The sequence below is a fragment of the Amycolatopsis sp. NPDC005961 genome (assembly GCF_040629235.1).
Lineage (GTDB): Bacteria > Actinomycetota > Actinomycetes > Mycobacteriales > Pseudonocardiaceae > Amycolatopsis > Amycolatopsis camponoti.
Genome location: NZ_JBEXVF010000069.1, coordinates 13,656 through 25,686 on the forward strand (window position 1 = coordinate 13,656; position 12,031 = coordinate 25,686).

Genomic DNA, 12,031 nt, shown 5'->3' on the forward strand with positions numbered 1-12,031 from the left:
GGGCACGACACCGGCGCGGGCCGTTCGTCACGGTCACCAGCGGGTGAGGCCGTTCACACGAACGGGACCGTGACGATCCCGGTGAGCGTGGGTCCTCTGTGGCGTAACCGTTCGTCACGACATCGGAGGAACACCATGGCCGAAACGACAACGAAGGCTCCCGTCGCCGCCGCGGCGAAGGAGGGTGGCGCTTTGGTCACCAGCCAGGGCTCGACGACGATCGCCGACACCGTGGTGCAGAAGATCGCCGGGCTGGCCACTCGTGAGGTGCCGGGGGTGCACGCGCTCGGCGGTGGGGCCGCTCGCGCGTTTTCGGCGATCCGCGAGCGCATCCCGGGGGCCACGGCCTCGGCCGGGCAGGGCGTGTCGGTGGAGGTCGGCGAGAAGCAGGCCGCCGTGGACCTGCAGATCGTCGTGGAGTACGGCGTCTCGATCGCCGATGTGTCCCGCGCGGTGCGGCGCAACGTGATCACCGGCGTGGAGCAGATGACCGGCCTGGAGGTCGTCGAGGTCAACATCGGCGTCGGGGACCTGCACCTGCCCGACGAGGACGACACCGCGGGCACCGACACCGGCCGGGTGCAGTGACGCCGGACGCGGCCACGATCGCCGAGGCGGTGGCGGGCCTGCCCGAGGTGGCGGGCCCGCACGCCGGCCGGATCGGGGAGATCGCCACGCTGCTGCCCGGCCGGCGCGTCGCCGGGGTCAGGATCGCCGACGACGCCGTCACGATCGGGGTCGTCCTCCGGTACCCGGCCAGTGTCGCCGCGGCGGCCGCCGCCGTTCGCGCGGCGGCCGGCCCGCTCGACCGGCCCGTGCGGGTCTTCGTCGGCGACGTCGCCGAACCACCCACTTCTCGAAGGAGGTTTCCATGACTGCCACTCAGACAGGACTGCTGACCGGTCTCGCGCTCGGGCTCGCCGTGGCGTTCGGCGGGTTCGGCGCGTTCCTGGCCGTCTTCGTGCTCGGCGCCCTCGGGCTGCTGGCCGGCCGGGTCCTCGACGGCAAGCTCGACGTGTCGCAGCTGCTCGGCCGGGACCGGGGGTGACCGGCGTGACCGCGTCGATCCCGGTCGAGGACCGGGGCGAGCTGGTCGTGGCCGCGCGGGTGGTCGAACGGATCGCCGCCCACGCCGCGGGCGAGCTCACCGACGTCGGCGGCGCGGCCGGCCGGGTGCTGGGGATCGCGGTGGGCGGCGAGGACGCCGACCGGTCGGTGAAGGTGGCGGCCGAGGTCGACGGCGACACCGTCCGGCTGGCCGCCCGCCTGTCGATCACCTACCCGGCTTCGGTCACCCGCACCACCGAACGGGCCCGCGCGCACCTGCGCGACCGCGTGACCGAACTGACCGGCCTCGCCGTGCGGCGGGTGGACATCACCGTCACCGCGCTGCACGCGCCGGCCCGCGAACCGAGGAGGGTGCTGTGAAACGACGTCCGCGCCGGAGCGTTCCGGCCACGCTGGCCGCGCTGGTGCTGACCGCGGCCGGCGCGCTGGCCGCGATCGTGGCCGTGCAGACGATCCTCGGCGAGCGCGCCTGGCTGGACTACGGTGCCGTCGCCCGCCGGCTGAACACCTTGCGCTGGGCGGACTTTCCCGTCGTCGCCGCGGGTGGGGCCGTGGCCGTCGTCGGCCTGCTGTTGCTGGCCGCCGCGCTGATCCCGGGCACGCCGGTGGTGCTGCCGCTGCGCGGCGAACCGGATTCCGGGGCGTCGCGCCGGAGCTTCCGCGCCACGCTGCGAGCGGCGGCGGCCCGGGTGGACGGCGTCGACAATGTCGGCCTCAAGCTCGGGCGCCGCGGCGTCCGCGTGCGCGTCACCACGCACCGGACCCGGCCCGACGGCATCGCCGACTCCGTCCGCGCCGCGGTCGCCGCCCGGATCGACCGCGTCGACCCGGCTCGCCGTCCGGCCGTCAAGGTCCGCCTCCGCACCTCCAGGAGCACCTCGTGAACCGTCCCGCGCGGCTCAACCGCACCCTGATCGCCGTCCTCGGCCTGCTGCTCATGACGGCCGGCGCGCTGCCGGCCGCGATCCGCTTCCACTGGCTGCCCGCGCTCGGCGCCGACCGGCCCCTGGTCCCCGGCACCGCACTGCCGCCGGCGTGGGTGCCGTACGCGGCCGCGGCCGCCGGGATCGTCCTCGCCCTCGCCGGCCTGCGCTGGCTGGCCGCCCAGCTGGTCCGCAAGCCGCGCGGCCGCGTCTGGCGCTTCGACGACAGCCCGGACGACGGCACGACCGAGCTGGCGGCCGGGGCCGCCGTCGTCCCGTTCGTCGACGAGCTGCGCGGCTACCCGGGCGTGCACCACGCCACCGCGACCCTCGCCGGCACCCGGCAGGCCCCGGTCCTCGAGGTCGTCGTGTCGGTCGAGCAGGACGGCGACCCCACGGGGATCCGCGGCCGCATCCACGCCGAGGGAGTCCCGCGGCTGTGCCAGGCGCTCGACCTCGACAGCCTGGCCACCCGCATCGAACTCCGGTTCACCACCACGACCGGGTCCCGCGTCGGCTGACGGGTGCGTGGCTCAGTCCCGTTCCCGCGGGACCCGGCGATCCGGACATCGCCCCGGGTTGCCGCGGTGTCGGCGAGTTCGTTGACCGCCCGCGCTTCCGGACCACGAGCGGATCCCGCGTCGGCTGAATGGTGCGCGGCTCAGTCCCGTTCCCCACGACCCGCGACGGCGCGCACCGGGGGTTCGAAGAGTCCCGCGATCCGGGTGTAGCCGACGTCGTTGGGGTGGAACCAGTCGTCGGCGAGGCTGCCGCGCAGTGGCCCCAGTGCTCCGCCGCGCAGGTCCGCGATGCGGACGTCGCCCCGGGCGGCCGCCGTGTCGACGAGTTCGTTGACCGCCCGGGCTTCCGGGTTGCCCTGCGGCAACGTGGCGACCACCGAACGCCCGGCGGGGAGCCGGTCGAGCAGCTCGGCGAACCGGTCCGGGGCACCGCGGCGGCGGGCGGGGGTCAGCATGTCGTTGGCGCCCACCAGGACCGTCACCAGTGCCGGTGGCGAAGGCAGCGCGAGCATCCGGGGCAGCTGGTCGTCGAGGACGTCGGCGATCCGGGCGCCGGAGGCCGACAGGTTGACCACCGCGAACCGCTCGCCGAGGCGGGCGTTCAGGCGCGGGACCCAGCCGCCGCCGACGTCGTCGGCGCCGATGCCCTGCGTCATCGAGTCGCCGAGCGCGACCCAGCGCGGCCGGCCCGAGCCGAGCGCGGCGCGGTTGGCCTCCGTCCAGGCCCGGGCGAACGGTTCCTTCTGCGCGCGCACCCGGCCGATCCCGGGGACCACTGCGGAGGCCACGTCGAGCAGGCGGCCCGACCAAGTGCGACTCGGCACGCACGCTCCTTCCGATCGGCGTCCACGGGTATTCGCCGCCGGCCGGGCCGTGGATGGGACGGAAGTCAGCCGAGGGCGCGGATCCGGGCGAGGAGGTTCGCGGTCGTCGTCCCGCACAGCTCCGCCAGTTGCCGCAGGGCCGGGGCGTCCAGGTGCACCTCGTGCGGGACCCCGGTCGTGTCGTCGCACTCGGCGAGCTTGCCCTCGGCCCAGCGGCGGAACGGCGCCAGGTCCTGGTGCGGGGCCCGGACGACGCGCCGCAGGTCGACCCGGACGCCCTGGGCCTCCGTCGTGCCGAACGTCCCGAAGTAGCGCCGGCCGACGCGGGCCAGCAGCGCCTCGGGCGTCTCGTCCAGTGCCAGGCACAGCTCCACGAGGCGGACGACCGAGCACTGCCGGGTACCGAGCTCGTAGGTGGCGAGCGTCTGCAGCGAAAGGTCGCTGTGCAGCCGGTGGTTGAGGTCGCGGCGCGTCAGGCCGCGCTCCTCGCGCAGCCGGCGCAGCTCCTCACCGAGCATGCGCTGGTAGGCACCGGCATCCAGCTGCACCTTCGCTCCTCTCCTCGCGCGGCCGCCGCGGCGGGGCGCACGGACACATTAGCCTTGCCCCTATCCTGGATCCACGCCGAGCGACGGCCGGTGGAGGAGTGGCACGCCCGCGGGCCGACCCCGTAGATTGGCCCCGGCCCGGAACCGGTGTGCGGACGCCGCCGGGGAGCGCACGGGACTAGCACGGGACCAGGAGGTGGCTGACGGGTGTCCGACAGCTCCGCCTCGCTCGACGCGGTGACCGGGCTGCCCGGACGCACGGCGCTCGAAAGCGAGCTGGCGCCGCTGTTGTCGGCCGACGCCGGAAGCCAGGTCGCGGTGCTGCTGGTGGGCCTCGACGGGTTCGCCGTCGTGCGCGACGGCCTCGGGTTCGACGCGGCCGACGAGCTGCTCGCGGGGGCGGCGCGAACACTGCGAGAGATCTTCCGCGACCGCCGTCCGGTCCTCGCGCGGCTGCCCGGCGACGTCTTCGCCGTCGCGGTCCCGGGAGAACACGGCGCGGCGTCGGCGGGGGAGCTGGCGGACTCGGTGATCGCCGCACTGGGTCGTCCGTCCTATGTGGACGGAGTGGGGGTCGGGATCAGTGCGAGCGTCGGGATCTTCCTCGCCGGCACCCACCCAGCGCGGCCCGCGGAGGCGATCCGGTCCGCGCAGGTCGCGCTGCGCCGGGCGAAGGAGCTGGGCCGGACCCGGTGGGTGCTGTTCGACCCGGTGGCGGGGCACGAGGACGCCGAGCGCTACCGCCTCGCGTGCGGCATCGCGGGCGCGCTGGAGTCCGGGGAGCTGGCGGTCGTCTACCGGCCGCACGTCGTGCTCCCGGACGGCGCGATCATCACGTCGCTCAACGCCGTGCTGCGCTGGCGCCACCCCGAACTCGGCGAGCTGCGGCCCGAGCTGTTCCACCCGCTGGCCGAAACCACCGGCATGACCGTGGCGCTCGGCCGGCACCTGCTGACCGAGACGCTGCGCACGGCCGGACAGTGGCGGGCCCGGTTCGGCGACGACGCGCCCACGGTCTGCCTGACCCTGCCCCGCCGGATGGCGATCGACGGGGACCTCGTGCGCTTCGTCGGCCGGGAGCTCGACCGCAACGGCCTCCGCCACCGGCACCTCATGCTCTGCACGGACGGCCCGTCGCTGCTCGACGACCGCGGCGACCTGCTCGGTTCCCTCGGCGAGCTGGCCCGGGCGGGTGTGGTGTTCGTCGTCAACGTGACGGGGCTGCCCGAGCTGGAGCTGCTGCCCGCCCTCGACGTACCGGCGCCGGCGGTGATGCTCACGGGGGCGATCATCGACGCGCTGGAGGTCGACGACCCGCCGGAGCGGGCCGTGCGCACCATCCGCCAGCTGGTCGAGCGAGCCGGGGAACTCGGCATCAAGGTGGGCGCCCGAGGAGTCCTTTCCGAGGCGCACGCGCGGTTGTTGTTCGACATCGGGGTGGTCGTCGCGTCCGGGCCGTACCTGCCGACGTACGCGACCGGCGAGGAAGCCGAGACCTGGGTGGGCCGGACCTTCCCGCTGGGTTGACCGGTGCCCGGTGTGCCGTGAAATTCGTCAGTGCCGGGCGGGCTGCCGGGCGACGATCTCTTCGAGCACCGAACGCACCGAAGTCGCGCGCCGGTCGAGGAGGGTCTCCAAGGCCGGGTCCGTCACCGCCATTTCGCCGGCCCGGGCGGCGCGGAACATGCCCAGGGTGAACTCGGCCGCGGCGGCGGGCATCCCGCCGGCGGTCGCGGCCGCCGCCCACTCCTCGTCGTCGACGACCACCCGCTTGATCGGGCGGCCGGTGAGCTCGCCGACGATGCGGGCCACGTCCGCGAAGTCGAGCAGCTCCGGCGCGGTCAGCGGCGGGGTCGGCCCGTCGAGCGCGCCGGGCCGGGTCAGGGCGATGGCGTCCGCCTCGGCCAGGTCGGCGTGGGCCGTCCAGGAGACCGGGCCGTCCGCGGGGAGCCGGAATTCGCCGGACTCCAGCGCCGCGGGGAGGTAGTACTCGAACGTGCTCGCGTAGAAACCGTGGCGGAGGGCCGTGTACGCGACGCCTTGCGCGGCCAGGTGGGCTTCGGCGTCCGCGTGCTGCCGTCCGGGGTCGAACGCGGAGTCGGCCGACGCCATCTGGTGGCTCGTGTACAGCACGCGCGACGCGCCCGCCCGCACGGCCGCGTCGATGGCGGCCTTGCTCGCTTCGGCGGCCTGCGGGCCGCGGATCGCGGCCGAGACGACGAGCACCTGCTCGGCGCCCTCGAACGCGTCGTCGAGGGTGGCCGGGTCGGTGAAGTCGCCCGCCCGGACGCGGACTCCGCGGCCGGCCAGTGCCGCGGCCGCGCCGACGTCGCGCACGCTCACGCCGACGGTCTCGGCGGGGACGCGCCGGAGCAGGTTCTCGACGACACGGGAGCCGAGACGGCCGGTCGCGCCGGTGACGATGATCATGAAAGCCTCCGTGAATCGTTGGTTCGCATCTGAGGCTACCACTGATTCGAATCGGTGGTAGCGCGGAAGTGATACCATCGGTTCATGCCGGTCGAACCCCTGGTGGAAGCCCGTCCCGACGTCCGGTCGGGGATCATCGCCGCCGCCGCGGAGCTGCTCCGCGAAGGGGGTGCGCGGGCGATGACGACGCGCGCCGTAGCCCAGGCCGCGGGGGTCCAGCCGCCGACGATCTTCCGGCTCTTCGGCGACAAGGACGGTCTCCTGCAGGCCGTCGCCGAGCACGTGATGGCCGAGTACGCCGCGGTCAAGGCGGTGCGGGCGGCCGGCGAGGACGGCGACCCGGTCGAGGACCTGCGAGCCGCCTGGCGGACGCACATCGGGTTCGGCCTCGCGAACCCCGAGGTGTTCCTGCTGCTGGCCGAGCCCGGCCGGCTGCGGAGCTCACCGGCCATCGCGGCGGGTGCCGAGGTGCTCCGCGCCCGGGTCGGCCGGGTGGCGGCCGCGGGCCTGCTCGAGGTGTCGGAAGCGCGCGCGGTCGACCTGATCCGCGCGGCCGGCACCGGCGCCGTGCTCACCCTGCTGGACGAACCGGAGGAGCGCCGCGACGCCGACCTCGCCGACGAGCTGCTGGACGCGGTCCTCGGCAGGATCCTGGCTTCCGTGCCGGCCCCGCCCGCGTCCGATCCGGTCGCCGTGGTCACCACGTTCCGGGCGGCGATGCCGGAGTTGCCCGCGCTCAGCCCGGGGGAGCGGACCCTCCTGGGCGAATGGCTGACCCGCGTCGCCGGCGAGCTTCAAAGCCGCCGCCGCGGCTGACGGCCCGGGCGGTCACTTCAGCAGGAAGTCGTACCGCCCTTCCTTCAGACGAGATTGTCCACAGTGGACGCAATGGCGTAAGCGATGTCCCGCCCCGTGCGCGCCCAGATCACGTCGGGGCAGTTCAGTCCCTCGGCGGCGAGCCGGCGCTTGACGACCTTGAACGTCGACGTCCGCGGCAGCTCCCGGACCGTGCGGACGTACTCCGGTACCTGCTTGGGCCCGAGATCGGGCTGGTCCGCCAGGAAGCGGCCGAACTCCGCGGGGTCCAGGGGAGTGCCGCCGGTGACGATGGCGGCCATCACCCGGTCGCCGGTCACCGGGTCGGGCACGGCGTAGACGGCGGCGTCGGTGATCGCCGGGTGCCGCAGCAGGATGCGCTCGATCGGCGCGGTGCCCAGGTTCTCCCCGTCGACGCGGAGCCAGTCGCCGAGCCGTCCGGCGAAGTAGCAGAACCCGTCGGCGTCGGCGTAGGCGAGGTCGCCGGTGTGGAACCGGCCGCCGCGCAGCCGGTCCGCGTCGGCTCCGGGGTCGCGGTAGTACCCGGCGAACCAGCCGGCGCCCGCGGTGTTGACCAGTTCGCCGACGGCTTCTTCGGCGTTGGCCAGCCGGCCGTCGGGGTCGAACTCGGCCGGCGGGCAGGGACGGCCGGTGTGCGGGTGCAGGATGGCCACGTCCTCGGCCGGCCGGCCGAGGGAGCCGGGCGGGGTGTCGTCGGTGCGCGCGAAACCCACGCCACCCTCGGTGGAGCCGAACGCGTCGACGACCTTGCAGCCGAAGCGCTTCTCGAACGCGGCCAGGTCGGCGCTCGCTCCTTCGTTCCCGTAGACGAGGCGCAGCGGGTTGTCCGCATCGTCCGGGCGCGGGGGAGTCGCGACCACGTAGGACAGGGGCTTACCCACGTAGCTGGCGTAGGTCGCGCCGAACTTCCGCACGTCGGGCAGGAAGCCGGACGCGGAGAACCGGCGGCGCAGGGCGATGGTCGCGCCGGCCGCGAGCCCGACCGCCCAGCCGGCCATGACGGCGTTGGAGTGGAACATCGGCATCGTGACGTAGACGGTGTCCGATGTGGACAGCCCGAACCGCTGCGCGAGCATCGCGCCGGGAAACGCGATCTTGCCGTGGGTGCAGCGCACGGCCTTCGGGTCGCCGCTGGTGCCGGAGGTGAAGATCAGCATGAGCAGGTCGTCCGGCGACGCGGGGACGGGATCGAGCGGCGTGGTCGCCGAGGGGTGCGGCTCCAGGTCACGCACGCCGATCCCGCCGAGGTCCAGGCCGTCCAGCAGGGGCCGGTACTTGCGCTCGGCGAGCACGAACTGGCAGTCGGCGAGCCGGATGTCGCGCGCGAGGGCTTCGCCGCGCCGGGTGGGGTTGAGCCCGACCAGCACCGCCCCGGCGAAGGCGCAGGCGCCCAGGAGGGCGGAGAACGCCGGTACGTTGTCGGCCAGGATGCCGACGTGCGGCGGCTTGTCCCAGTCGAGCGTCTCCCGGAGGTCGGCCGCGTGGCGGGCCGACGCGCGGACGTGCGCGGCCCACGACTGCGTCTCGTCCTCGAACCGCAGGCCGGGGCGCTCGTCCCCGGCGCGGGCCAGCAGCAGCTCGGTCACCGTGGGAACGCTCATCCGCGCACCTCCCGGCACCGGCGGTCAGAAGTGGAACACGTTCTATTTCTACCACGGTGACCGGTGCCGGGTCCACCGCGCGGCCGCTTCCGCGTGGACGGGTCCACAACGGACGCGCGCGCTCAGCCGGGAGGCCTGCGGGGCCCGAGCTCTTCGGCGAGCAGGGTGTCGACCTTCGCGGCGGCCCGGCGCAGCGCGAGCACGGCCGAGACGGTCACCGCCACCGCGAGGATCGCGACGGCGGTCGTCCAAGCCGGCCCTTCGTCCGCGGGCACCACGGCGAGCGTGGCCGCGGCCAGCAGCAGCCATCGGTTCGGCAGCATCGTCCGGACTTGCCATCGGCGGGAAACGGGGTCGTGGGCGGTCAGGAAGACCGGGCCGTGAGCGCTCACCAGGCGTCGACCTCTCCTTCGGGATCCGGCAATGCCCGAAGAATCGACCGAAAGAGTAGTCGAGTTACTGAATGCGATCGAATTGACCCTCAATTCGCCCCAGATGCACTCGAACGAGTGATCCTTGGTTACGGAGACACCCAGGGTGTCTTTATGGATTCAATCGGGAAAAGGGCGCCCGTCAGCTCGCGGTGGCCAGCTCGACGCACGCGCGGACGCCCGATTCGAGGGCGTAGTTCATCGAGCCGCCGTTGGGTTCGAAGCTGGTGTGCTCGCCCGCGAAGTGGATGCGGTTCTCCGGCGCGCGGATGGCCGGCATCAGCCTGCTGTGGCCGCGCTCGGGCAGGACGTACGACCCCTCGATCCACGGTTCGTGGTCCCACGCCACCGAAAGCCCCAGCTCGAAGTGGTCGCGTGCGCCCGGGAACATCGTTTCGACGTGGTCCAGCACGAAGCGCAGGCGTTCCTCTTCGGTCATCGCGGCGAGGGCGCGGGCGCGCCAGCCGGTCATCAGGACCTCCAGGATCCGGCGGGGGCCGGGCTGGTTCGCCGTCGCGTCGCGGACCCAGCGGATCGGCAGGTCCGTCGACACCGACACGTTGTGCCCCTTCCAGAACTGCTCGCGCACCTGGAGGTAGACCCGGACGATCGAGGCGTACCGCAGCTTGCGCATCGCCTCGATCTTGGCCTCGGTCAGCCGGGCGTGGCTGACGTCGATGTGGCGGATCGCGCTGAACGGCACGGTGACCACGACGCGGTCCGCGCTCGCCCGGGCCAGCCGGCCGTGGTCGAGGTAGGTCACCGTGGCCGAGTCGTCGTCCTGGTCGAGCCGCACGACCGGTGCGCGGTAGCGGATGCGGTCGCGCAGCTCGTGGGCGAACGCGCGGGGCAATTCGTCGGTGCCGCCGTCGATCTTGCCCCACCCGTCGGTCGAGGTCAGCAGCGAACGGTAACCGCTTTCATGACGCAGCCACGACAACGCCGACGCCGACAGAAGGTCGCCGCCGCGCATCTCCAGGAACATCGGTTCCATGAGGTCGATCGCCGTCTGCGAAGCGCCTCGGGCGCGCAGCACCTCGTCCACCGACGACCGGTCGAGCTCCTCGAGCGCCGCCGAGGGTGCCCAGTGCGGCGCGGTCAGGTCGGCCCCGAGCTCGTCGGCGGCCGCCGTCACGTACCGGGCGATCAGCTCGGGCACGCCGAGGCCGCGCTCGTGCTCGGCCAGCGGGAGCCCGGCCGTCCCGAGCGAATCCGCGTCCGGCCGGACGAACTTGCCGTCGACGAAGTAGGAGAAGTCCTGGTCGAGCAGGTCTGACCGGTCCAGCCCGACGCCCAGCCGCTCCCGGTAGTGGGTGACGTAGTGGCATTCGGGAGTCACGGTCATCGCCCCGGCCTCGACGTGCAGGCCGTCGGCGAACGGACGGCGCAGCGTGCGGGCCCGGCCGCCGGGCCGGTCGGCGGCCTCGAGCACGGTGACCTCGCAGCCCGCGCGGTGCAGCTCGTGGGCCGCGGCCAGGCCGGCCAGGCCCGCCCCGACGACGAGGGCGGTCCGGGGCGGCCGCAGCCCGCGCAGGTCGTCGCCGAGGTGCCGGCGCAGGTCGGCCGGGGTGAGGGCGGGCACGGTCACCAGCTCCAGCCGCGCTCCGCGGGCGGGGTCCAGACGTTCGCCTTCTCCAGGTAGGGGAAGACCTCGCCCATCAGCTCGATCTGCTCGGCGTCGTACATCACCGGCAGGAACATGAACCCGCGCACGCCGGTCTCGCGGTGCAGGTCCAGCAGCTGTCCGGCGACCGTCTCCGGCGACCCGACCAGCACCTTGCTGCCGCACGCCAGGCCGAGCGTCCGGGCGATGTCGTCGAACTCGCCCTCGTAGTTCTCCTGGTAGGTCTCGCTGCCGCCCATCAGCTCGGTCGCGATGTCCCGGGCGGCGCCCATGTCGAGCGAGTCGCGCACCCACGAGAACTTCTCCTGGGCCTCGGTGTCGGTCTTGCCGAGCAGCACGCCGACCGCGCCGGCCATGTTGACGTCGAGGGGGTTCCGGCCGGCCGCTTCGGTGCGCTCGGCCAGCGAATCGACGGTCTTGCGGACCTTCGAGTAGTCGTCGGGCAACGGCGTGAACGCGAAGTCGCAGGTCTCCGCGATGAGCTGCTGACCCGCGGCCGAGACGCCGGCGTTGAACAGGCACGGCCACGGCTGCTGCTCGATGTGCGGGCCGATCAGGCTGCCGCGCAGGTCGTGGTACTCACCGTGGAACTCGACGTGCTCCCCGCGCGAAGCCCACAGCGTCTTGACCGCTTCCACGGCCTCGGTGGTGATCTTGTAGCGCAGGTCGTGGTCGGTGTCGGTGGGCGCGCCGAGCAGTTCGGCTTCCGGTGTCTTCCAGCCCGGCACGATGTTCCAGCCCCAGCGGCCGCCGCTCAAGGCGTCCAGGTTGGCGCCGAGGCGGGCGATGACGCCGGGGGAGAGGTAGCGGGTGTGCATGGTGGTGACGACGCCGATGTGCTGCGTCGCGGCCATCACGACCGGCGCGTAGATCGGCGCCGAAATGTGCGGCTGGGCGTGCCCGATGCGGGCGCTGTTCTCGCCGTGGGTGATGTAGCCGTCGGCGAAGAAGACGTAGTCCATGCCGATGTCCTCGACCCGGCGCGCCAGGTCCATCTGCGTGGCGGGGTCGAGCGAGTCCGGGTTGCGGTCGGCGACCGCTTTCGACGTCGCGGTGGGGGTCGGCGAGCTGAGCCACATGAAGCCGAATCGCAGCTGCCCGTCGGGGAGGCGGTCCTTGGTCGTGCCGCGGGACATGCGCATCTCCTATCCGATGGTTGCTTTTCGGAAACCATGGTAATCACACGATAGGGTGAAGTGTCAACGATTTTCGTTGTGGATCAAC

At 73.4% G+C, this 12,031-nt stretch carries 15 protein-coding genes; 8 read left to right on the forward strand and 7 right to left on the reverse strand.

What is annotated here, in order from left to right; translation table 11 throughout:
- Positions 1-135 precede the first annotated feature (135 nt).
- The 6 genes from ABZ342_RS39675 to ABZ342_RS39700 are packed head-to-tail and all read left to right on the forward strand — an operon-like array spanning position 136 to position 2,512.
- Positions 136-588, forward strand: coding sequence for an Asp23/Gls24 family envelope stress response protein (locus tag ABZ342_RS39675; protein ID WP_155542834.1), 453 nt, complete (start codon positions 136-138; stop codon positions 586-588).
- Positions 585-875, forward strand: a complete 291-nt coding sequence (locus ABZ342_RS39680; RefSeq protein ID WP_360484509.1) for a hypothetical protein — start codon at positions 585-587, stop codon at positions 873-875. The genes ABZ342_RS39675 and ABZ342_RS39680 overlap by 4 nt, the downstream gene beginning before the upstream one ends.
- A complete protein-coding gene (locus tag ABZ342_RS39685) occupies positions 872-1,048 on the forward strand; it encodes a hypothetical protein (RefSeq protein ID WP_196425306.1) in 177 nt (58 codons plus the stop codon). Before ABZ342_RS39680 ends, ABZ342_RS39685 begins: the two co-directional genes overlap by 4 nt.
- Positions 1,045-1,428: an Asp23/Gls24 family envelope stress response protein gene (locus tag ABZ342_RS39690; RefSeq protein WP_360484513.1), complete on the forward strand. Its 384-nt coding sequence runs from the start codon at positions 1,045-1,047 to the stop codon at positions 1,426-1,428. Before ABZ342_RS39685 ends, ABZ342_RS39690 begins: the two co-directional genes overlap by 4 nt.
- The gene (locus ABZ342_RS39695) at positions 1,425-1,952 is read left to right on the forward strand and encodes a DUF6286 domain-containing protein (RefSeq protein ID WP_360484516.1); all 528 of its coding nucleotides are present in this window, start codon (positions 1,425-1,427) and stop codon (positions 1,950-1,952) included. Before ABZ342_RS39690 ends, ABZ342_RS39695 begins: the two co-directional genes overlap by 4 nt.
- On the forward strand, positions 1,949-2,512 hold the full coding sequence (locus tag ABZ342_RS39700) for an alkaline shock response membrane anchor protein AmaP (protein ID WP_360484519.1): 564 nt from the start codon (positions 1,949-1,951) through the stop codon (positions 2,510-2,512). Before ABZ342_RS39695 ends, ABZ342_RS39700 begins: the two co-directional genes overlap by 4 nt.
- Positions 2,513-2,652: 140 nt before the next feature.
- Here the strand turns inward: ABZ342_RS39700 and ABZ342_RS39705 are convergent, their stop codons facing one another.
- Both ABZ342_RS39705 and ABZ342_RS39710 read right to left on the reverse strand, forming a co-directional pair.
- Positions 2,653-3,336 carry an SGNH/GDSL hydrolase family protein gene (locus ABZ342_RS39705; RefSeq protein ID WP_360484522.1) on the reverse strand — a complete coding sequence of 228 codons (684 nt, stop codon included), beginning with the start codon at positions 3,334-3,336 and terminating at the stop codon, positions 2,653-2,655.
- A 65-nt stretch (positions 3,337-3,401) separates the two neighbouring features.
- Complete coding sequence (locus ABZ342_RS39710; protein ID WP_155542840.1) at positions 3,402-3,884, reverse strand: helix-turn-helix domain-containing protein; 483 nt, start codon at positions 3,882-3,884, stop codon at positions 3,402-3,404.
- 207 nt (positions 3,885-4,091) lie between these two features.
- On the opposite strand from ABZ342_RS39710, the gene ABZ342_RS39715 reads away from it, so the two are divergent.
- The gene (locus tag ABZ342_RS39715; RefSeq protein WP_360484526.1) at positions 4,092-5,411 is read left to right on the forward strand and encodes a diguanylate cyclase; all 1,320 of its coding nucleotides are present in this window, start codon (positions 4,092-4,094) and stop codon (positions 5,409-5,411) included.
- Between the two features lie 27 nt (positions 5,412-5,438).
- On the opposite strand, the gene ABZ342_RS39720 is transcribed toward ABZ342_RS39715, so the two are convergent.
- Complete coding sequence (locus ABZ342_RS39720) at positions 5,439-6,314, reverse strand: NAD(P)H-binding protein (protein ID WP_360484529.1); 876 nt, start codon at positions 6,312-6,314, stop codon at positions 5,439-5,441.
- Positions 6,315-6,398: 84 nt separating this feature from the next.
- On the opposite strand from ABZ342_RS39720, the gene ABZ342_RS39725 reads away from it, so the two are divergent.
- Positions 6,399-7,130 (forward strand): TetR/AcrR family transcriptional regulator, encoded by a 732-nt coding sequence (locus tag ABZ342_RS39725; RefSeq protein ID WP_155542843.1) that lies wholly within the window; start codon positions 6,399-6,401, stop codon positions 7,128-7,130.
- Positions 7,131-7,174: 44 nt separating this feature from the next.
- Here ABZ342_RS39725 and ABZ342_RS39730 read toward each other — a convergent pair whose 3' ends face one another.
- The 4 genes from ABZ342_RS39730 to ABZ342_RS39745 form a co-directional block, all read right to left on the reverse strand.
- A complete protein-coding gene (locus ABZ342_RS39730; protein ID WP_360484532.1) occupies positions 7,175-8,752 on the reverse strand; it encodes a long-chain-fatty-acid--CoA ligase in 1,578 nt (525 codons plus the stop codon).
- 122 nt (positions 8,753-8,874) lie between these two features.
- On the reverse strand, positions 8,875-9,144 hold the full coding sequence (locus tag ABZ342_RS39735; RefSeq protein ID WP_360484535.1) for a hypothetical protein: 270 nt from the start codon (positions 9,142-9,144) through the stop codon (positions 8,875-8,877).
- A gap of 181 nt (positions 9,145-9,325) precedes the next feature.
- Positions 9,326-10,771 (reverse strand): NAD(P)/FAD-dependent oxidoreductase, encoded by a 1,446-nt coding sequence (locus ABZ342_RS39740; RefSeq protein ID WP_360484538.1) that lies wholly within the window; start codon positions 10,769-10,771, stop codon positions 9,326-9,328.
- Entirely contained in the window at positions 10,768-11,943 is a 1,176-nt protein-coding gene (locus ABZ342_RS39745) for an LLM class flavin-dependent oxidoreductase (RefSeq protein WP_196425307.1), read from the reverse strand. Before ABZ342_RS39745 ends, ABZ342_RS39740 begins: the two co-directional genes overlap by 4 nt.
- Positions 11,944-12,031: the final 88 nt, after the last annotated feature.